Source organism: Roseomonas sp. KE2513 (assembly GCF_016107305.1).
In the GTDB taxonomy this organism is placed as follows: domain Bacteria; phylum Pseudomonadota; class Alphaproteobacteria; order Acetobacterales; family Acetobacteraceae; genus Roseomonas.
In genome coordinates, this window is sequence record NZ_RCVR01000025.1 from 38,317 (window position 1) to 58,085 (window position 19,769).

Here is a 19,769-nt window from a genome sequence, read left to right on the forward strand (position 1 = left end):
ATGACTGACCTGACCACCGCCAAGGGCGTCTACGTTATCGCCCCCACCGCCTTCCACGATGACGGGCGGGTGGACGAAGCCTCCAACGACCGCCTTACCGACTTCTTCGTCGAGAGCGGGGCGACCGGGATCACCGTGCTCGGCCAGATGGGCGAGGCGCCGAAGCTGGATATGGCGGAGAGCGTCTCCATCGCCTCCCGCATGATCAAGCGGGCGGGTATCCCGATCATCGTCGGCGTCTCCGCCCCCGGTTTCGCGGCCATGAAGTCACTGGCGGCCGCCGTCATGGACGCGGGCGCGGCCGGCGTGATGATCGCGCCGCCGAACACGCTGCGGACCGACGATCAGATCGTCAGCTACTATGCCCAGGCGGCGGAGGCGGTCGGGACGGACGTGCCCTTCGTCATCCAGGACTACCCCCTCTCCTTCAGCGTCATCATGACGCCGGGCGTGATCCGCCGGATCGTGCAGGGCAATCCCTCCTGCGTGATGCTCAAGCACGAGGACTGGCCCGGTCTCGAGAAGATCAGCGCGCTGCGCGGCTTCCAGAAGGACGGCTCGATGAAGCCGATCTCCATCCTCTGCGGCAATGGCGGCCTCTTCCTCGACTTCGAGTGCGAGCGCGGGGCGGACGGCGCCATGACCGGCTACGCCTTCCCGGACATGCTGGTGGACGTGGTGCGGATGCAGGCCGCCGGCGAGCGCGACGCCGCGCACGACCTGTTTGACGCTCACCTGCCGCTGATCCGCTACGAGCAGCAGCAGGGCGTGGGCCTGGCCGTACGGAAATACGTGCTGAAGCAGCGCGGCATCCTCGCGAGCGAGGCGCAGCGGCGGCCTGGGCCGGGCCTGACGCAGACGGCGCGGGCGGAGGTGGACTACCTCCTCTCCCGCGTTGCGCGCTTCGACCGCCGGGCGGATCTCGGCGGCGCCAAAGCCGCCTGAGTCGTCCCTAGCGGCGCGCCGGCAGGACGGCGGCGGGGTCAATCGCGGACCCCATCGCCAGGTAGCCGGCGCGGTTCGGGTGCAGCTTGTCGCCCGGCCCGCCGGTCGTGGATTCCGGGACCATCTCCGGCTTCAGCCCGCCGCTAGCGGAGTCGAGCGTCGGCCGGTCGAAATCCACCACGGCGTCGAACAGATTGCCGTCGCGCATGAAGGCATTCAGGGCGCGGCGGTTGTCGTCCTGCTCCTTGTGCCCGTGCGCCGCGCTCGTGCTGCCGAGGGCGGAAGTGACGGTGGCGCCAATCACCCGCACGCCGGGGATGCCCGCGCGGAGGCGCCGCACGCCCTCCTGCATGCCGCCCCGCACCGCCTCAAGGCTCGCGTTGCCGTTGCGGCTGAAGTCGTTCGTTCCCTCCAGCCAGATGACCGTTGTCACGCCCGAGAGCGAGATCACGTCGCGGTCCAGGCGCGAGAGGGCGGAGGGTCCGCCAGGGAAAGGCTTGTCCGGCCCGTACTCCGCCGGTCCCACCACCTGGTTGCCACCGATGCCCGCATTCACCACAGCTACCCTGTTGGGCTGCTGGGCATCCAGCCGTCGCGCGAGCACGTCGGGCCAGCGGTCGTCGCCGTTCATGGTGGAGGCCGTGCCGTCCGTGATCGAATCGCCGAGGCAGACAATGACCGGCGTGCCGGCGGGCGCAGCCATGTCGAGCGCGTCCAGGAAGAACCAGGACGCGGTGGAGAAAGGGAAGGACCCCTCCCCTTCCTCCGCGCCCTTGGCGCCCGCGCCGGGTGCGGTACCGAAGGAGTTCTGCAGGGCCTTGGCGTGCCAGGTCATCGGCCCGCTGGCACCCGCCACGTGGAAGGAGACGGCCAGCTTGCGCCCCATCAGCAGGGGCGAGGCGGGCTCGGCAGCGAAGGGGAGATCAACCGGGTCCGACCAGGCCTGTCCGCCCGGCGGGATGGTGACGGAAGGGCTGCCGCCGAAGATGACCGGCCGGTTGGTGCCGGGCACAACCGCCGCGCCGCCGAGATGCAGCCCGGCATAGACCCCGTCCAGCACCAGGGGTCGCGTGCCGAAGGCGTTGGAGAAGCGCAGTCGCGCGCGCTGGCCCCAGATAGAGGGACGCAGGACGAGCCGCAGCGTTTGGTCGCGCGCGCCCTCCGCAGGCTCCGGGAAGAGGAAGCGCTGGTCCGGCTGGGCGGAGGGGTTGCCGACCGGATAGGGGCCCTGGACGGAGGCCGCCCAGGCCGTCGCCCAGCCACCCGCGGAAGGACCGCCCTGCGCGAGGGCGTCGGGCCCGATGGCCTGGATGAGGGCAGCGGCAAGCGCCCCTTCGCCGAGGCTGCGACGTTTCATGGAGATCCTCCCCTGCGGCTCTGAGGCCGTCCCGGGAGGCTTCCACGGCGTTGGTCTACGCGCAATCGGTCAGGACGGGAGCACCGGCGGCGGAGGAGACGGAGGCGGCGGGAAGTCTTCCGGACGCCGGCGGTGGAACCGGCGAAGGCGACGGGGCACGAAGTGGCGCAGCAGCGGCGCGACCAGCAACAGCGGTGCCGTCAGGATCGGGAGAATCCCCAACCAGGCCGCGAGCAGGCGGGAACCCAGCATTGCCGCCCCAGCCGCGACGCCCATGGCGGCGGCATTGGCGAGAATCGCGCCGACCCACCAGCGACGGGCCCGCGTCTCCAGCGCCACGGCGGCGCCCGGCGCCTCGGGCTCGACGGTATAGGGAAGCCCGTCGCGGCCTACCTCGTAGAGCCGCGCAGGGTCCGGGACGAAGCCCCCGGCCACGCGGAGGCGGGGATCAACGGCGGGAGACGACGAAGACGGCGCCGCCGCTGCGCCGGGCCCGCCGCACGCGCCACCAGAGCGAGCCGAAGCCCACCGCCCCGGCCACGAGCAGCACCGGGATCAGCAGGCCGAGGATCACGACCGCGGAGGCCGCGAGCACCAGCCCGCCCGCGACGAGGGCCGCCAGCACGGCCACGCCGCCGACCTTCATCAGCGCGCGGTCGAGCCAGGTGGCGCCAACGGGCGGCCGCGGCGGTTCGCGGAAGCCGCCATCGGGCGTCATGTCGAGAACCGGCGGGCGGCGTTGATCCTGGATCATGGGACGCATGTCGCCCCTGCCCGCCCGTGCTTCAAGAGGCCCCTCGGAAGGGTTAAGGAGGGGAGATGGCGCCCCCCCGTCTCCGCTCCCTCGACGACCTTCACGTGGGTGACCGCTACGAGATCGGCCGGTTGACGCTCTCGCTGGAGGAGATCCGGGACTTCGCCTCCCGCTACGATCCCCAGCCTTTCCACCTCGACGAGGTAGCAGCGCGGTCCTCGATCTTCGGCACGGTGGTGGCGGCCGGGCTGCACACGCTCTCGGCCAGCTTCGGGCTGCTGATGGCCAGCCCCTTGCTCCGCGACATCAGCCTGGCGGGCTCTGCAATGGATGTCCGCTGGCCCGCCGCCCTCCGCCCGGGAGAGGAGGTGCTGGTGACCGTGGAGGTGATGGAGGTGAAGACCTCCCGCGCCCGGCGGGACCGGGGCTCGGCCCGCCTGCGCTACGTGGCAACCCGTACGGCCGACGGGGTGGTGGTGCTGGACGCAACGGGGCTGCACCACCTGCGGCGCTGAAGGGAGCGCCAGAAATGCCGAAGGGGGCGGCACCGGGTCCGGTGCCGCCCCCTTCGCTGTTCCGGTCCGGTCGCGCTGGGCGCGGCCGGAGGGTGATCAGGCCGAAGCCTTCATGATCTCCTCCGCCACGTTCCGGGGGACCGGATCGTAGTGGTGGAACTGCATGGAGAAGGAGGCGCGCCCCTTCGTCATGCCGCGGAGGTTCGAAATGTAGCCGAACATCTCCTTCAGCGGCACGTGAGCCCGGATGATCACGGAGGTCGAGGCCATGTCCTGCGACTGGATCACGCCGCGGCGGCGGTTCAGGTCGCCGACCACGTCGCCGACATGGTCGGCGGGGGTGGTGACCTCCACGTCCATGATCGGCTCCAGGATCACCGGGCTGGCCTTCTTCATGCCCTCGCGGAAGCACGCCTTGGCGGCGATCTCGAAGGCCAGGGCCGACGAGTCGACGTCGTGGTACTTGCCGTCCACGAGGGAGAACTTGAAGTCCACCGTCGGGAAGCCGGCGAGCACGCCGGTGTCGGCCTGGACCTTGATGCCCTTGTCGACCGCCGGGATGTACTCCTTCGGCACCGCGCCGCCGACCACCGCGTTCACGAACTCGACACCCGTGTTCCGCTCCAGAGGCTCGAAGGTGATCTTCACCTCGGCGTACTGGCCCGAACCGCCCGACTGCTTCTTGTGGGTATAGGTCTCGGTGTGCGGCTTGGTGATCGTCTCGCGGTAGGCGACCTGCGGGGCGCCGATGTTGGCATCTACGCCGTACTCGCGCTTCAGGCGGTCGATGATGATCTCGAGGTGCAGCTCGCCCATGCCGGACAGGATGGTCTGACCGGTCTCCTGGTCGGTGCGCAGGCGCAGCGAGGGGTCCTCGCCGGCCAGCTTCTGCAGGCCGAGCGTCATCTTCTCGACGCCCTCCTTCGTCTTCGGCTCGACGGAGATGTCGATCACGGGGACGGGGAAGGCCATGCGCTCGAGCACGACGGGGTCGGTGGAGTCGGCCAGGGTGTCGCCCGTGCCGGTGTCCTTCAGGCCCACGAAGGCGGCGATGTCGCCGGCCGTGACCTCCTTGATCTCCTCGCGCTTGTCGGCGTGCATCTGGAACATGCGGCCGATGCGCTCCTTGTTCCCCTTCGTCGTGTTCATCACGGTATCACCGGACTTCAGCACGCCGCGGTAAACGCGCACGAAGGTCAAGTTGCCGTACTTGTCGTTGACGATCTTGAAGGCGAGCCCCGCGAAGGGCGCGTCCACGTCGGCGGGGATGATGCGGCGCTCGGCCGTCTCGTCCTCGCCCTCCTCGGGGGCCACCTTGATGCCCTCGATGTCCACCGGGCTCGGCAGGTAGTCGATCACGGCGTCGAGCAGGGGCTGCACGCCCTTGTTCTTGAAGGCGGAGCCGCAGAAGACCGGGCGGAACTCGCCGGAGATCGTGCCCTTCTTGATGGCGCGCTTCAGCGTCTCAATGGAGACGTCGCCCTTCTCGAAATACTCCTCCATGGCGGCGTCATCGGCGCCGAGCACGGTGTCGAGCAGGGTCTGGCGGAACTCAGTGGCCTTGTCCTTGAGGTCGTCCGGGATCGGGGCCTCATGGTACTTGGCGCCAAGCTCGTCGCCCTCCCAGATGAGGGCCTTCATCTCGACGAGGTCGACGACGCCCTTGAGGGTATCCTCGATCCCGATCGGCAGCTGGAGGGTGACCCAGTTGATGCCGAGCTTCTCGGTCAGAGTCGCGGCCGCGCGGTAGAAGTCGGCGCCGGTGCGGTCGAGCTTGTTGATGAAGATGATGCGGGGAACGTTGTAACGGTCCGCCAAGCGCCAGTTCGTCTCGGACTGCGGCTGCACGCCGGCCACGCCCTCGATGATGAACACCGCGCCGTCGAGCACGCGCAGCGAGCGGTTCACCTCGATGTTGAAGTCGATGTGGCCCGGGGTGTCGATGACGTTGATCCGGTGGTCCTTCCACTCGGCGGTCACGGCGGCGGAGGTGATCGTGATGCCGCGCTCACGCTCCTGCTCCATGTAGTCCGTCGTGGTGTTGCCCTCGTGGACCTCACCGATGCGGTGGTTCTTGCCGGTGTAGTAGAGGATCCGCTCGGTCGTGGTCGTCTTGCCGGCGTCGATATGCGCGGTGATGCCGATGTTGCGGATTCGGTCGAGGGGGGTGCGCGCCACTTGGGCCTCCGTCAGTCGCGGCCGGGCCGCGCCGTCATGTCGCGGGCTTGCCGCGGCGTTGGTACGCGGCCGGGCCGCGCGGTTGAACCGCGGCGGGGGGCCGCGAGGGTTGTGCGCGGCGATGCCGTGCGGTCGTCTCGTGCGGCGCGGCGGGATTCCGCTTGCACCGCCTGGGGCTGCAGCTGGGTGGCCCGAGGGCCAGGCCTCCCGGATGCGGCTGCACGGGCCTTCGCGACATTGTCGCTCCGCCCGTTGCCCACCCGGTCTGCCTGATGCCGCCAGGGCTCCGCTGCCGCGCCCTTGCCGCGGGCGGACACATGCTCTCGCGGGCGGCATTTTGCAAGCTTTCTCGGGTCGTCCGGGACGGTTTCAGCCAGTCGTGTCACGTTTCGTTGCCAGATCGCCCTTGAGCCACACCGCCCGCCAGGTGCTAGCTGCGGGCGCCATGACGCCCGAAGGCCACATCGCCGCCCTCCGGTTCGGCCTGGGACCGCGGCCCGACTCCCCGCCCCCCGGAGCCCCCCGGGCTTGGCTACTCGCCCAGATCGAGGCGCCGGCGGAGGTCGTGGACCCGCCCCTAGACTGGGAGCAGGACCCGACGGCGGCAGACGCGCTAGCCATCAACCTCCTCGACCGGCGCAACCAAGTGCCGCCGGGCCAGCGCCCGCGGGGGGCAGTCCTCTACGACGCCGAAATCAGGTCCTATCTCGGGCGGCTCCTCACGACGACCATGCCCTTCCGCGAACGGCTGGTCGGCTTCTGGGCGAACCACCTCTCGGTCAGCGCACGGGACTCCGGCGTGCTGCCGCTCGTCGGGGATTATCTCCGCACGGCCATCCGGCCCCATGTCTTCGGCCCGTTCGGCACGCTGCTGAAGGCAGCCATCCGCCATCCGGCGATGCTCACCTATCTGAATCAGGACTCCTCCGTCGGGCCGGACAGCACCCTCGGGCGGCGGAGCCGGCGGGGCCTGAACGAGAATCTTGGACGGGAGCTGCTAGAGCTGCACACCCTCTCGCCCGCCGCCGGCTACACCCAGGCTGACGTGACCGAGTTCGCGCGCCTCCTCACGGGTCTGACCGTCGAGCGGATCCGTGACCCACGCGGAACCATCTTCCGGCCCGACAGCCACCAGCCCGGCGAGAAGACGATCATGGGCAAGGTCTTCCCGCCGGGGGAGGCGTCGATCGACGCCTCCCTCGACTGGCTGGCCATCCATCCGGCGACCCACCGCCACCTCGCGCTCAAGCTCGCGCGGCACTTTGTTGCTGACGCCCCCCCGCCCGCCGTGGTGGACCGCCTGGCCGGGGTGCTGCACGACACCGGAGGCGATCTCGGCGCCGTCGCCCGGGAGCTGGTGGCCCTGCCCGAGGCCTGGTCGACCCCGCTCTCGAAGCTTCGCTCGCCGCACGACCTCGTCGTCGCCGCGCTACGGGCCATGGGGGCGGGGCCCGAGATGGCGCAGCTCGCCGGAAGCGCCGAGTTCGCGCTTGGCCAGCAGATCTGGTTCCCCGTCGCCCCGAACGGCTGGCCCGACGTGGCTGCCGCCTGGATCCATCCCGAGGGCATGCTGCTCCGCTTAGACCGGATGCACGCCGTCAGCGGCCGCTTCATGCGGCGCGACGCGAAGGAGGCGCTGGAGCTGACGCTCGGCCCCCTGGCCTCAGACGCGACGCGGGAGGCGGTGCTGCGCGCCGGCTCCAACCGCGAGGCGCTCACCCTTCTGCTCGGCAGCCCGGAGTTCCAGCGGCGATGAAACGCCATCTCCCCGCCGTCGGCCGGCGCGGGTTCCTCCTCGGGCTGAGCGCGGGCGCGATGCTCGGCAGCTCGCGGGTGGCTTTCGGGGCGGGACCCGAGGGCGATTCGCGCTTCGTGGTCGTCCTGCTGCGCGGGGCGTTGGACGGGCTATCCGCCGTGCAGCCTTATGGCGACCCGGCCATGGCCGAACTCCGCGGCCCCCTCGCCCTGCCTCAGCCAGGCGAAGAGGGAGGGCTGCTCGACCTCGGCGGCTTCTTCGGGCTGCACCCGCGGCTGGCGAAGCTTCACGCCATGTTCACGGCCAACCAAGCGATCGCGCTGCACGCCGTCTGCGGGCCGACCCGCTCGCGCAGCCATTTCATCGCCCAGGACATGCTCGAGATCGGCGCCGAGGAGCGACTCGCCTCGGGCTGGCTCAACCGCGCGCTCGCGGGGCTGCCAGGGCATGAGGAGGGCGCGAACCGCGCCGCCTTCGCCATCGGCACCGACCTGCCACTGATCATGCGGGGGGCGGAGCCGGTGGGCATGTACGCCCCCTCCCGCCCCGACCGGCCGGCGCCAGACCTCTACGCGAAGCTGATGGAGATCAACCACGCCGACCCGCTGACCGGCCCCGCGATCGAGGAAGGGCTGCGGGCGCGCGGCTTCACCGCCGGAGTCGTTCCGCCCGCCGAGCAGCGCGGCGGCTTCGTCGAGCTGGCCGCTGCGGCGGGGCGTCTGATGACGGCCCCGGGCGGACCGCGCGTGGCTGCACTGGAGATCTCGGGCTGGGACACGCATTCCGGGCAGAACGGGCGCCTCCGCGGCGTGTTGGGACAGCTCGACGACGGGTTGGACGCGCTGCGCGAGCACCTGGGCGCGGCCTGGGCGCGGACGGCGGTGCTGGTGCTGACAGAATTCGGCCGAACCGCGCGGGTGAACGGCAATGCCGGCACCGACCATGGCACCGGCAGCGCCGCCTTCCTGCTGGGCGGCGCGGTCGCGGGTGGACAGGTGGTGGCGGATTGGCCAGGTCTTGGCGCGGGACGCCTCTACGAGAACCGGGACCTCATGCCGACGCTGGACCTGCGGTCGGTGACCAAAGCCCTGCTGCGGGGGCATCTCGGCCTCTCGCCCTCCGCCGTCGATGCGGCCTTCCCAGGCAGCGGTGCCATCGGGGAGAAGACCGGGCTTCTCAGGGCCTGACCGGGGAAGGCCGGAAGGGGCGCTCAGTCGTCCCGGTGCACCCGCTCCATGCGCTCGTGGCGCTCCTGGGCTTCGATCGATAGGGTGGCGATCGGTCGGGCCTCGAGGCGACGGAGCCCGATCGGCTCGCCCGTCTCCTCGCAGTAGCCGTAGGTGCCATTGTCCACGCGCTCGAGCGCCTGGTCGATCTTGCTGACCAGCTTGCGGGCGCGGTCGCGGGTGCGAAGTTCGAGGGCGCGGTCGGTCTCGACGCTCGCGCGATCGGTCAGGTCTGCCTCGACGATCCCGCCCTGGCCCATGGAGGAGAGGGTCTCGCCCGCCTCCCTCAACAGCTCCTGCCGCCAGAGAAGCAGCTTCTGGCGGAAATAGGCGAGCTGCCGCGGGTTCATGAAGTCCTCGTCGTCCGAGGGCCTGTAATCCGGCGGCAGGGTGATGAGCATGGCTTGCATCCTGATGGCCTGGCTCCGAGCCAGCCGGTCACCCGGCCAGTCAGGCAGCCGCGTATAGCGACGAGGATGTGCGCAGAACAAGAGGGGTGACCAGCCAAAGGCCTGAAACCGATTGGCTTTCACAACATTGACATCAGTTTACCCGCTTTGCGCAGCACCCTCCGACCGTAGGGAGGAGGAGCTTCCGTCCTGGCGGGCGAGGCGTAGCCCGTGGCGCGCAGCCTCGATTCGTGCGCGGAGCGCGATGCCGGCGAGTGCCTCCGCCAGCACCGGATCGGGCGGCACCTCCTCCTCGGCCTGGCTGGCCAGCCGCTCGAGCGCGGCCGGGTTTGCCTCCCCCGAGAGCATGGCCGCCTGAAGGGCTGAAAGGTCGCGCAGCATCTCCTGTGCCCGGGCGGCGCCACGGCGGTTGCGGGCGGTGGCGTCGTCCACCTCCTGTAAGGCCATCAGGCCAAGGGGTGCGAGCTCCTCCGCCGCCGCACTGCCGACGGCCTCCCGGGCCGACTCGGGCAGGCGGAAGCCGCCCACCCGGGTGCCGCGCGCCGCGCCGGCCCGCCCCGCCGCCAGGGCGCCGCCAAGTCCCGGGACCATCCCTGTCACTGTGCCCACCATCCCATCCTCCTGCCCACGCCGCCCCGGCTCGCGCCCGGTGTCCGATCCTGCCGGGCGCGGTGGTGAAAAGCACCCTCCTCCCGGCACTTCCTGCCGCCATCCCCCGCCATCTCCCCGGCACAGCGGTTGCGCTGCTGTTCCGTCAAAGAGACCGCGCCAAGACGGCGCCTGGCTGGAGGTCACCTTGCACACAACCGGTTTCCGAACCGCGAAGGAGGAGTCCAAGATGGGGCGTGTGGCGGGGGCTGTTCTCCTCCTCGCCGCCCTCCTTTTCGGTGGAGTGCTTCTCGCCAGCGGGCCGGCGGCGGCGCAGGTGCGGATCAAGGACATCGCGGACATCGAGGGTGTCCGTGACAATCAAATTGTCGGCTACGGCCTCGTGGTGGGCCTGCCCGGCACCGGGGACCGGCTGCGGACCGCCATCTTTACCCGCCAGTCCCTGGTCGGGATGCTCGAGCGGCTCGGCGTCAACACGCGGGACCAGGAGGCGCGGCTCGATACGCGCAACGTGGCGGCCGTGATGGTGACGGCGAACCTGCCGCCATTCGCGCGGCCGGGCAGCCGGCTCGACATCGCCGTATCCTCCCTCGGCGACGCCTCCAACCTCACGGGCGGCACGCTGCTGGTCACGCCGCTGCTCGGCGCGGACGGCGAGGTCTATGCTGTCGCACAGGGCGCGGTCGCCACGGGCGCCATTGCGGCGCGGGGCAGCGCGGCCTCCGTTCAGCGAGGCGTACCGACCTCCGCCCGGATCAGCAGCGGCGCGGTGGTGGAGCGCGAGGTGCCCTTCGAGCTCGCCGGGCGCGACCGCATCCGCCTCTCGCTGCGCAACCCCGACCTCACCACGGCTCAGCGCGTAGCGGCCGCCATCAACCGCGCGATCGGCAACGGTAACGCGACGGCGACCGACCCGCGCACGATCGTGCTGCTCACCGGCGGCCGCGACGTCACGCGCCTGCTGACCGACATCGAGCAGCTGCGGGTGGAGCCCGACATGGCCGCCCGCGTGATCATCGAGGAGGCCTCGGGCACGATCGTCATGGGCGCGAATGTGCGCGTCTCCACCGTCGCGATCGCCCAAGGCAACCTGACCATCCGCGTGACCGAGACGCCGCAGGTGAGCCAGCCGGGCCCGCTCTCGAACGGCGAGACGGTGGTGGTGCCGCGCACCAACATCCAGGTGGACGACCAGCGCGACCGGCGCCTCGGCATCCTGCCCCGCTCGGTCACGCTCGAGGACCTCGTGCGCGGACTCAACTCCCTCGGCGTCGGCCCGCGCGACATGATCACGATCCTGCAATCTATCAAGGCGGCCGGCGCATTGCAGGCCGAGCTGGAGGTGCGCTGATGAACGCCCTTTCCCCCACCGACGGCTCCGCCATCGCCCGCACCGCGCGGCGCTTCGAAGCCCAGGCGCTCGGCGCCCTTCTGAAGCCCGTCTACGGCGAGGCGCCGAAGGGCCTGCTCTCCGGCCGCGCGGCGGAGGAGCAGTGGCGGCCCATGCTCATCGAGCAGCACGCCAAGGCCTGGGCCGAGCGCGGCGGGGTCGGCATCGCGAGCGCGGTGCATGCCGAGATGCTGCGGATGCAGGCCGCCGCCCAGTCAGGCCAGGCCTCGGCCGAGGCACCCGCAGGCGGCGAGCGCAGCGCCCTCACCTCCATCTCCGCCGCACCCGCGCTACCGACGACACCTCAGGAAGGAGCCCGCCCGTGAACCAGAGCCCCACGAACCACGCGCCGATGATCCAGGCGCTGCTCAACGCCGGCGTGCGCCTGACGGAGGCGCTGCGCGAGGAGAACGAGGCGCTTGCGCGGCTTGACCTCTCGCGCGCGGCGACGCTCGCCACCACGAAGCTGCAGGCCTCCGACGCCTTCGCGGCCGCCTTTGGCGCGGCGATGAAGACGGGCGGCAAGGCGCAGGGCGAGCTGCGCTACGCCGCCGAGCGCCTGGCCGCGCGACTGCGCGACCTCTCGGACGAGAACCGCCGGCTGCTCGAGCGCGCGATCGGGCTGCAGTCCCGCGTGATCGAGACGATCGCCGGCGCGGCGATTCCCGCCAGCCGGCCGACGACCTACGGCGGGATGGGCCAGCGCGCGATGGCGCGCCAGACGCCCGCGCTGGCGCTCGCCGCGCGCGCCTGAACAGCCTGCACGGCGGCGCGGCGCGTGATGCGCCCTGGCGCGGCGAGGCCTGCTGGGGCATAGCTCGTGGTGGATGGACGCCATGGCCGAGGACTGCACGACCGAGGAAAGCTGGCCCTCGCTCCTCGCCAGGAAGGCGGGAGCTTCGGACGGCACGCGGCCGTCGCGCCTCTTCGATCCCGTGCTCGGCGGTGGGGCGGGTGGCGATGGGTGCCTCGTCATCGGCCGGCTGGCGCAGACGCTGGACGGCCGTATCGCGACCGCCTGCGGTTCCAGCCAGTGGATCGGCGGACGCGGCGACATCCTGCATACGCACCGCCTCCGCGCGCTCTGCGACGCCGTCATCGTCGGCGCCGGCACTGTCGAGCAGGACGATCCGCGGCTGACGACGCGGGAGGTGGAGGGAGCGAATCCCGTGCGCGTGGTGCTGGACCCTGCCCGCCGCCTGCCGGATGACAGGCGCGTGTTCCAGGACGGGGCCGCACCGACGCTGCTCGCTTGCCGAGAGGACGCTCCCGGCGCGGACCGTCATGGCCAAGCAGAGGTGCTGCGCCTGCCGCGCGGCGGAGCGGGACTCGACCTTGAGGCGCTGCTGCGGGCACTCCGTGCGCGCGGCCTATCGCGCGTCTTCGTGGAGGGCGGTGGCGTCACGGTCTCGCACTTCCTCTCGGCGGGCCTGCTCGACCGGCTCCACGTGACCGTGGCGCCGGTCATTCTCGGCTCCGGCCGCGCGGCCTTCACCCTGCCGGAAGCGACGCGGATCGCGGACGGGCTGCGCTTCACCTGGACCCCCTTTCCGCTGGAGGGCGGCGACATCCTTCTCGACATTCCCCTCGCCCGGGTCCGCCCGCGCGTCTGCGGCGGCGCATGAACGGCGCACTGACCGCCACCGCCTTCTGGACGACAGGTCCCGGGCAAGGCGCAATCCACGGTGAGACGCTGCGCGTGCCCGGCCCCGGCGAGGTGCTGGTGCGGACCATGGCCAGCGGCATCAGCCGCGGGACGGAGCGACTCGTCTTCCATGGCGGCGTTCCCGAGAGCGAGTGGGCGAGGATGCGTGCGCCCCTGCAGTCCGGCGACTTCCCCTTTCCTGTGAAGTACGGCTACGCCGCCGTCGGTGTCGTGGAGGACGGGCCAGAGGATTGGTTGGGCGCGCGCGTCTTCTGCCTGCACCCGCACCAGGACCGCTTCGTCGCCCCGCTCTCCCTCTGCGCGCGCGTGCCGGACAACGTGCCGGAGTGGCGCGCCGTGCTGGCCGCGAACATGGAGACGGCGCTGAACGTGGCCTGGGATGCGCAGCCCATGGCCGGGGAGCGCGCGCTGGTGGTCGGCGCGGGCGTGGTCGGGCTGCTTTGCGCCTGGCTCATCTCGCGCTTCCCGGCGGTGGAGTTGGTGGTGGCCGATCCGGACCCCTCGCGCGCCGCCGTGGCGAAGGCGCTCGGCCTACGCCTCGTCGCGCCCGCGGAGGCGCCGGGCGGGCGGGACCTGATCGTGCACGCGAGCGGCAACCCTGAGGGGCTTCGCACCGCCATCCGCTGCGCCGGCTTCGAGGCGCGGATTATCGAGGCCTCCTGGTTCGGCGACAAGGAATGCGCGCTGCCGCTCGGCGGAACCTTCCATGCCGGGCGGGTGAGCATCCGCTCCAGCCAGGTCGGACAGGTGGCGGGGCCGATGCGCGGTCGGCGCACCCACGCCGAGCGGCTGGCCCTCGCTCTCCGCCTGCTCTCCGATCCCGCGCTGGATGCGCTCTGCGGCCCGATGGTCGCCTTCCGCGAGCTACCGCGCGCGATGGCGGGGCTGCTGGGCGACGCGGCCGAAGGAGGGGCTGCGCCGCTGCTGCCCGTCGTCACCTATGAATGAGAAGAGCATGTACAGCCTGACCGTCGCCGACCATGTCATGGTCGCCCATTCCTTCCGCGGCGAGGGCTTCGGCCCCGCCCAGCGCGTGCACGGCGCGACCTTCGTGGTGGAAGCCGAGTTCCGAGCCCCGCGGCTGGATGATGCCAACCTCCTGGTGGACATCGTCGCCGCGCGGGTGGAACTGCGCCGGATCCTGGACAGCTTCGACTACAACAATCTTGACACCCTGCCTGCCTTCGCGGGCCAGAACACCACCACCGAATTCCTCTGCTTCCACATCCACGCCCTGCTCTGCGCAGCGCTGGCGGAGGGCAAGCTCGGCGAGGGCGGGCGCGCGGTGCGGGCGGTGAAGGTGCTGCTGCGCGAGAGCCCGCTCGCCTGGGCGGCCTACGAGGCCGAGGTGCCGGGAGCCTCGAAGGCATGAGGCTCGTCCTCGCGGTTCCGGCACCGCTCTCCACGGTCAGCGGCGGCTATGGGTACGACCGGCGTATCATCGCGGGGCTGCGCGAGCTCGGCCACGATGTGCGAGTGGAGGAGATGCCGGGCCGCCATCCGCTGCCCGACGAGGAGGCGGAGGCCGCGGCGCGCGCAGTGATCGCCCGATTGTCATCGGACGAGGCCCTCGTGCTCGACGGGCTCGGGCTTCCGGCCTTCGCGCCACTCGCCGGAGGCGACTGGATGCGGCGCTGCCTCGGCCTGATCCACCACCCCACGGCACTGGAGGCCGGCTTTCCCGAAGCGAAGCGCGACGCTCTGCGCGAGCGGGAGCGGGCGCTTTTCCCGCAGCTCGCGCGACTCGTCACCACCTCCCGGCTCACCGCTTCCCGACTGCCTGCGGATTTCGGCGCCGAGCCCGCGCGCATCGGGATTGTCGAGCCGGGCACGGAGCCGGCCGCCCGCGCGCGCGGGTCGGGGGGAACTGGATGCGCCATCCTCTCGGTCGCGACCATCACGCGCCGCAAGGGGCACGACGTGCTGCTGCGCGCGCTCGGCCGGCTGACGGACATCGAGTGGACGCTCACCATCGCAGGGGCACCGCGCGACCCCGGACTTCTCGACGAGCTTCGCGCCCTCGCCGATGATCTCGGCATCGGGCCGCGCGTTGCCTTCGTGGGGCAGGTGGAGGGCGAGGCGCTGGAAGCGCTCTACGACCGCGCCGACCTCTTCGCCTCCGCGAGCTGGTGGGAGGGATATGGCATGGCGGTGGCGGAGGCTCTGTCGCACGGCCTGCCGCTCGCGATCACCGAAGGTGGCGCGCTGGCCGACCTTGCCCCGCGTGACGCCGCGGTGGTCTGCGCACCCGGCGACCACAACAGCCTTTCCCGCGCCATGCGTCGGCCCATCTACGACAAGGGCCTGCGCGAAGCGATGGCAGATGCCGCCTGGCGCGCCGGCAAGGAGCTTCCCCGCTGGGAGGACCGCGCGGCCGCCTTCGCCGCCGAGATAAAGGCAGCCGTCGCTTGAGCATCCCCGCATGACCGAGAGCTTCGACGCAGACTGGCTGGAGCTGCGCGAGCCGCACGATGCGCGGGCGCGCAGCATCGCGCTCGCCCTCGCGCTCTCGGAGGCGCTGCCCGCTCGCCCGCGCCTGCTGGACCTCGGCGCCGGGACGGGCAGCCTTTTCCGCTGGCTCGCGCCCATCCTGAATCGCCCCCAGGCCTGGACGCTGGTGGACGCGGACGTGACGCTGATCGAGTTTGCCTTTGACACCATCGCGGACCGGGCTGTGTCGGTCGGTTTCGAGGTCTCGGCGCCGAACAAGCGGACGCTGCTCGTGCACACCCCCTCCGGTGCCTGGCGCGTGGACGGGCTGGTGCGGGACCTCGCGGACGCGCCCGACGGGCTGCCGCTGGAGCGGGCGGATGCCGTGGTCTGCACCGCGCTCTGCGACCTCGTCTCGCGTTCCTGGGTGACGCGCATGGCGGAGGAGCTGCAGCTTCCCTTCTACAGCGCGCTGAACGTTGTCGGAGACGCGCGCTTCCTGCCGCCGCATCCGGCGGACGGCCTCGTCGGCCGCGCCTTTCGGCGGGACCAGGGGCGGGACAAGGGCTTTGGCGGCCGGGCGCTCGGGCCCGATGCGGTGGGTGCGATGGCAGCGGCCTTCAGGGAGAAGGAATACGCGGTGACAACTGCTCCCTCTCCCTGGCGCATCGGGCCGGCGGAAACACGCATGCTGATGGAACTCGCGGGCGGCCATGCTGCGGCCGCGCTGGAGCATCTTCCGCGCGGGCGAGCCGCGGTGCAGGTCTGGTCGGCCGCGCGCAGGGCACAGGCGCGACGCGGCGGGCTGCGCGCCGTGCTCGGCCACGCGGACCTGCTCGCCCTGCCCAGGATCCGCTGAGATGGCGCGTCTCGGAGCCATCGCGGAGAGCCTTGCGGCCGCGCTCGAGTTCGGCGCGGCGCTTTCGGCCGAGGGGATCGACACGGCACTGGTTCCGGGCACTTTCGAGGGTGCGCTGCCCGGGACTGAAGCGGTGGTGCTGGTTGCGCCGCTGGATGGCCTGACGGCCTGCGACGCGCTGCTCATGGCCGGCGCGGAGCGGATCGTGCAGGCCATTCCCGCTGATTTCGAACCCATGGCGACGGGACGCCTCGCCGATGCGCTGCTGCGCCGCTTGAGGACGAGCTTCGCGCCGATCGTGCCGGCCGACCCCGCGCGGGGACGCACCGTCTATCTCGGGCACCTCTTCCTCGGCGCCGCGCCTGCAGCTGGCGAGGCGAACCTCGCGCGTCGCCTCGCCGCGGGGACGGAGGAGCCGGTGGGAGTGATCCCCTTCCGCGTGGTCGAGGCGGGCGCGGGCGCCATCCGCACGGAGATCTCACGCTTGGCGGAGTGGGGCCGGCGCTACGCCGTGGTCGATGGGCTGACGCAGCTGCACCTGCACGCGCTGGGGGAGGCCGCCGGCACTCAGGGATTGCTCATCGGTGGGGCTGGCCTCGCTTCAGGCATCGCGCAGCACCTCTCCCGCGCCGAGCGCCCGACAGAGGCCCCGCACGGCCCAGGTGCGGTGCTCGTGTGCTCCGGCGCGCGCGAGACGCTCTCCCAAGCCGGGCTCGCGCGGATCTATGCGCCGACGCACGACCTGCGCGACGCGGAGGGGCTGGCGGCGGCGCTTGATTGGGCGGCGCCGCTTCTGCCCGAGGAGGCGCCGGTGGTGATTGCCGCGCCGCAGCGTGCGGACCTGGCGGGGGAGCTTGCGAAGGGACTGGTGGCGCGCGGCGTCACGCGGCTGCTCGTCGCGGGCGAGGAGGCCTGCGAGAGCGTGGTCGCGGCGCTCGCTCCGCGCTCGCTCCGCCTGGGCGCGGAGGCCGGTGCAGGGCTGCCCTGGTGCGAGGTGGAGGGAGCGCCGCTCCACCTCCTGCTCAAGCCCGGAGCCGCAGGCGCGCGGGACATCATGCTGAGCGCCTTCGCCGCGCAGGCATGAAAAAGGGGGCGCCGGAGCGCCCCCCTCACGGTGATCGCGAGGCGATCAGGTCGCGTCGCTGCTGGACTGAGCCTCCGTCTCCGGCGCCGTCGTCTCGGGCGCGGCGGCGGCGGTGGCCTCGGCCTTCCGGCGGGCGCGGGTGGCGGCACCCTTCTTCGCGGCCTCGCTGCGAGCCGAGGTCGTGGCGCTCTTGCGAGTAGCCGTGCTGCGCGTCGCGGCGGCGCGCTTGGCCGGCGCCTTCGCGGTGGTCGAGCGGGTGCTCGTCGAGCGTGTGGCGGTCGCGCGCGTGCTCGTTGCGGCCTTGCGCGCCGGCGCCTTGCGCGCCGTCGTCGCGGTGGTGCGCTTGGCCGCGGTGCTGGTGCGGGACGCCGCCGGACGGCGGGCGGTCGCGGACTTCGCGGCGGTCTTCGCGCCGGTCGCGCGCTTCGCGGGGGCCGCCTTCTTCGCGGTGGCCGTCTTGCGGGCGGGCGCCGCCTTGCGCGCGGTGGTGCTGCGCGCAGTGGTGCTGCGCGTGGAAGCGGTCTTGCGGGCGGGCGCGGCCTTCTTCGCGGCCGTCGTGCGGCGCGTGGTGCCGGACTTCGTCGCGGCCTTCGTCGCGGCGGTCTTGCGGGCGGGCGCCGTCTTCTTCGCGTTGCGCGCGGTGGCGGTCGCCTTCTTCGCCGTCGCGCTGCCCTTGGCGGGGCCGGGCTTCTTCGCGGCGGTCTTCGTGGTCTTTGCGGCAGGCTTCGCGCGGCCGGCGGTGCTCGCCTTGCGCGTGCCGGCGCTGCGGCGCGTGGTGCTCATGGCCATCGCGGCCGCTCGGGGGGTCTTCTCTTCGCTCACGTGCTGGATCTCCTGGGGGTTTCGTGCCGGATGGGTCACGTCATGGGCCAATACTGTCCCGAGGACGCGCCCACCTGTCGGGAGGGAGGCGTCACAGGGTCTTCGCAGCGCGGAAGCGGGGCGGCCAAGGGCCTGACGCGCGCCGGGACCACTCCCTTTGGCGGCAGCGCCACGCCGTACCGGGCTTCGCGCGGTATCCGGCATCCTCCTTCGAGGATCACGTCCCGCTCTCGCCCCTGGTTCAAGGTGTCATCCGAGGATGCCAGGAACCGTCCTTCCGTGTTGCGTCGCGCCGATCACCGTCACCAGCTTCGCCACGGGCCGAGCAGTCCGGTGCATGGAGTGAGCACAAGCTGCTCGACAGCATCGCGTGCGAATCGCGTGTGACCGTTCATGCGCTCGCCACGCTATCTTCACGCACAAGCATGTTGTCAACGGAAAGACGCAGCACGCGCATTTATTTTGACGTGCATCCAAATCACGCTGCAGTGCGTTGCGCTGTGCCACGATCATTAACGGACGCGCAAGCAGCGCGTCCGTTCGTTGCGGCGCCTGTCAGCTGAGTGCGTCAGCCGCGCGCGGACATCGGCGGAACCGTGCGCTGCGACACGCCCGTGTACTCGGAGAGCGGACGGATGAGGCGGTTGTCGGAGGACTGCTCGATGACGTGCGCGGCCCAGCCGGTGATGCGGGACGCGACGAAGATCGGGGTGAAGAGCGGGATGTCGAAGCCCATCAGGTGGTAGGCGGGGCCCGCCGGGAAATCGAGGTTCGGGTAGATGTTCTTCTTCGCCAGCATCTCGGCCGCCAGCAGGCGCGACATCTCCATCCAGCGGCGGTCGCCCACCACCTCGGCCATGCGCTCGGCGTACTTCGTCATCGTCGGAACCCGGCTGTCGCCGTTCTTGTAGACCCGGTGGCCGAAGCCCATCACCAGCGCGCGGTGGTCGAAGCGGGACTGCAGCCACTCCACCGCGCGGGAGGGGTCGCCGATCTCGCTGAGCATGTGCATCACCGCCTCGTTGGCGCCGCCGTGCAGCGGGCCCTTCAGCGCCGCGATGCCGCCGACCACCGCCCCGTGCAGGTCGGCGCCCGTGGAGGTGATGGTGCGGGCGGTGAAGGTGGAGGCGTTGAAGCCGTGCTCCGCGTAGAGGATGAGGGAGACGTCGAAGGACTTCACCACCTCGGGCTGGGGCACCCGGCCGAAGACGAGCTGAAAGAAGTTCTCGGCGAAGGTGAGTGAGGGATCGGGCGTCTCGGGCAGCAGGCCCTTGGAGGCGCGGTGGGCGGCAGCGATCGCCGTCGGGATCTTCGCCAGCAGGCGCATCGCCTTGCGGCGCGTGGCGGGCTCGGACACGTCGCCTGCCTCCGGGTCCTCCATCCCCATGAAGGAGACGGCGGTGCGGATGGCGTCCATCGGGTGGGCGCCGTGCGGCATGGCGCGGATAACCTCGTGCAGCGCGGGGCTCAGCGCGCGCTCGGCGGCTTCCTCGGCGCGGAAGTCGGCGAGTTGGGAGGCGTTGGGCAGTTCCCCGTTCCAGAGGAGGTAGGCAACCTCCTCGAAGGAGCAGTTCTCGGCCAGGTCCTGCACGGGGTAGCCGCGATAGGTAAGGCTGTTCGTCTCGGCCATGACCTTCGAGACGGCGGACACGTCGGCGATGACGCCGACGAGGCCCTTGCGGATGTCGGGCTTGGTTTCGCTCATTGGTTGCTTCCTCTTTCCGTGTGGGGCGGGCGCGCCGCCGGGAGGGCCGGCGGCGCGGGTTCG

At 71.5% G+C, this 19,769-nt stretch carries 21 protein-coding genes; 14 read left to right on the forward strand and 7 right to left on the reverse strand.

Annotated elements, in window-relative coordinates; genetic code table 11:
• Positions 1-945 (forward strand): dihydrodipicolinate synthase family protein, encoded by a 945-nt coding sequence (locus tag D9599_RS21250; protein WP_198383295.1) that lies wholly within the window; start codon positions 1-3, stop codon positions 943-945.
• 7 nt (positions 946-952) lie between these two features.
• Here the strand turns inward: D9599_RS21250 and D9599_RS21255 are convergent, their stop codons facing one another.
• The 3 genes from D9599_RS21255 to D9599_RS21265 form a co-directional block, all read right to left on the reverse strand.
• Positions 953-2,302, reverse strand: a complete 1,350-nt coding sequence (locus D9599_RS21255) for a GDSL-type esterase/lipase family protein (protein ID WP_198383296.1) — start codon at positions 2,300-2,302, stop codon at positions 953-955.
• A 69-nt stretch (positions 2,303-2,371) separates the two neighbouring features.
• Complete coding sequence (locus D9599_RS21260; RefSeq protein ID WP_198383297.1) at positions 2,372-2,737, reverse strand: hypothetical protein; 366 nt, start codon at positions 2,735-2,737, stop codon at positions 2,372-2,374.
• Between the two features lie 13 nt (positions 2,738-2,750).
• Positions 2,751-3,065 (reverse strand): hypothetical protein, encoded by a 315-nt coding sequence (locus D9599_RS21265; protein WP_232480750.1) that lies wholly within the window; start codon positions 3,063-3,065, stop codon positions 2,751-2,753.
• Positions 3,066-3,121: 56 nt separating this feature from the next.
• Here D9599_RS21265 and D9599_RS21270 point away from each other — a divergent pair, with 56 nt between their 5' ends.
• Positions 3,122-3,571: a MaoC/PaaZ C-terminal domain-containing protein gene (locus tag D9599_RS21270; RefSeq protein ID WP_198383298.1), complete on the forward strand. Its 450-nt coding sequence runs from the start codon at positions 3,122-3,124 to the stop codon at positions 3,569-3,571.
• Positions 3,572-3,667: 96 nt separating this feature from the next.
• On the opposite strand, the gene fusA is transcribed toward D9599_RS21270, so the two are convergent.
• Positions 3,668-5,749 (reverse strand): elongation factor G, encoded by a 2,082-nt coding sequence (gene fusA, locus D9599_RS21275; RefSeq protein WP_198383299.1) that lies wholly within the window; start codon positions 5,747-5,749, stop codon positions 3,668-3,670.
• Positions 5,750-6,155: 406 nt separating this feature from the next.
• Here fusA and D9599_RS21280 point away from each other — a divergent pair, with 406 nt between their 5' ends.
• Both D9599_RS21280 and D9599_RS21285 read left to right on the forward strand, forming a co-directional pair.
• The gene (locus tag D9599_RS21280; protein WP_232480751.1) at positions 6,156-7,505 is read left to right on the forward strand and encodes a DUF1800 family protein; all 1,350 of its coding nucleotides are present in this window, start codon (positions 6,156-6,158) and stop codon (positions 7,503-7,505) included.
• Entirely contained in the window at positions 7,502-8,692 is a 1,191-nt protein-coding gene (locus D9599_RS21285; RefSeq protein WP_198383300.1) for a DUF1501 domain-containing protein, read from the forward strand. The genes D9599_RS21280 and D9599_RS21285 overlap by 4 nt, the downstream gene beginning before the upstream one ends.
• Before the next feature lie 23 nt (positions 8,693-8,715).
• On the opposite strand, the gene dksA is transcribed toward D9599_RS21285, so the two are convergent.
• Both dksA and D9599_RS21295 read right to left on the reverse strand, forming a co-directional pair.
• A complete protein-coding gene (dksA, locus tag D9599_RS21290; RefSeq protein ID WP_198383301.1) occupies positions 8,716-9,132 on the reverse strand; it encodes an RNA polymerase-binding protein DksA in 417 nt (138 codons plus the stop codon).
• Positions 9,133-9,279: 147 nt separating this feature from the next.
• A complete protein-coding gene (locus D9599_RS21295; protein ID WP_198383302.1) occupies positions 9,280-9,753 on the reverse strand; it encodes a flagellar assembly protein FliX in 474 nt (157 codons plus the stop codon).
• Between the two features lie 226 nt (positions 9,754-9,979).
• Here D9599_RS21295 and D9599_RS21300 point away from each other — a divergent pair, with 226 nt between their 5' ends.
• The 10 genes from D9599_RS21300 to D9599_RS21345 all read left to right on the forward strand — a co-directional run bounded on the left by D9599_RS21300 (position 9,980) and on the right by D9599_RS21345 (position 18,137).
• A complete protein-coding gene (locus tag D9599_RS21300) occupies positions 9,980-11,101 on the forward strand; it encodes a flagellar basal body P-ring protein FlgI (RefSeq protein ID WP_198383303.1) in 1,122 nt (373 codons plus the stop codon).
• Positions 11,101-11,466 carry a rod-binding protein gene (locus tag D9599_RS21305; protein ID WP_198383304.1) on the forward strand — a complete coding sequence of 122 codons (366 nt, stop codon included), beginning with the start codon at positions 11,101-11,103 and terminating at the stop codon, positions 11,464-11,466. The genes D9599_RS21300 and D9599_RS21305 overlap by 1 nt, the downstream gene beginning before the upstream one ends.
• Positions 11,463-11,894 carry a hypothetical protein gene (locus tag D9599_RS21310; RefSeq protein ID WP_198383305.1) on the forward strand — a complete coding sequence of 144 codons (432 nt, stop codon included), beginning with the start codon at positions 11,463-11,465 and terminating at the stop codon, positions 11,892-11,894. The genes D9599_RS21305 and D9599_RS21310 overlap by 4 nt, the downstream gene beginning before the upstream one ends.
• Before the next feature lie 82 nt (positions 11,895-11,976).
• Positions 11,977-12,765, forward strand: coding sequence for a RibD family protein (locus D9599_RS21315; protein ID WP_198383306.1), 789 nt, complete (start codon positions 11,977-11,979; stop codon positions 12,763-12,765).
• Positions 12,762-13,754, forward strand: coding sequence for a zinc-binding alcohol dehydrogenase (locus tag D9599_RS21320; RefSeq protein ID WP_232480752.1), 993 nt, complete (start codon positions 12,762-12,764; stop codon positions 13,752-13,754). Before D9599_RS21315 ends, D9599_RS21320 begins: the two co-directional genes overlap by 4 nt.
• Before the next feature lie 7 nt (positions 13,755-13,761).
• Positions 13,762-14,178 carry a 6-carboxytetrahydropterin synthase gene (locus D9599_RS21325; protein ID WP_198383307.1) on the forward strand — a complete coding sequence of 139 codons (417 nt, stop codon included), beginning with the start codon at positions 13,762-13,764 and terminating at the stop codon, positions 14,176-14,178.
• Complete coding sequence (locus D9599_RS21330) at positions 14,175-15,218, forward strand: glycosyltransferase family 4 protein (protein WP_198383308.1); 1,044 nt, start codon at positions 14,175-14,177, stop codon at positions 15,216-15,218. The genes D9599_RS21325 and D9599_RS21330 overlap by 4 nt, the downstream gene beginning before the upstream one ends.
• Positions 15,219-15,228: 10 nt before the next feature.
• Positions 15,229-16,095, forward strand: coding sequence for a class I SAM-dependent methyltransferase (locus D9599_RS21335; protein ID WP_198383309.1), 867 nt, complete (start codon positions 15,229-15,231; stop codon positions 16,093-16,095).
• A gap of 1 nt (position 16,096) precedes the next feature.
• A complete protein-coding gene (locus D9599_RS21340; RefSeq protein ID WP_198383310.1) occupies positions 16,097-17,179 on the forward strand; it encodes a four-carbon acid sugar kinase family protein in 1,083 nt (360 codons plus the stop codon).
• Positions 17,180-17,291: 112 nt separating this feature from the next.
• Positions 17,292-18,137 (forward strand): hypothetical protein, encoded by an 846-nt coding sequence (locus tag D9599_RS21345; RefSeq protein WP_198383311.1) that lies wholly within the window; start codon positions 17,292-17,294, stop codon positions 18,135-18,137.
• Between the two features lie 432 nt (positions 18,138-18,569).
• Here D9599_RS21345 and D9599_RS21350 read toward each other — a convergent pair whose 3' ends face one another.
• On the reverse strand, positions 18,570-19,706 hold the full coding sequence (locus D9599_RS21350; protein WP_198383312.1) for a bifunctional 2-methylcitrate synthase/citrate synthase: 1,137 nt from the start codon (positions 19,704-19,706) through the stop codon (positions 18,570-18,572).
• Between the last annotated feature and the right edge of the window lie 63 nt (positions 19,707-19,769).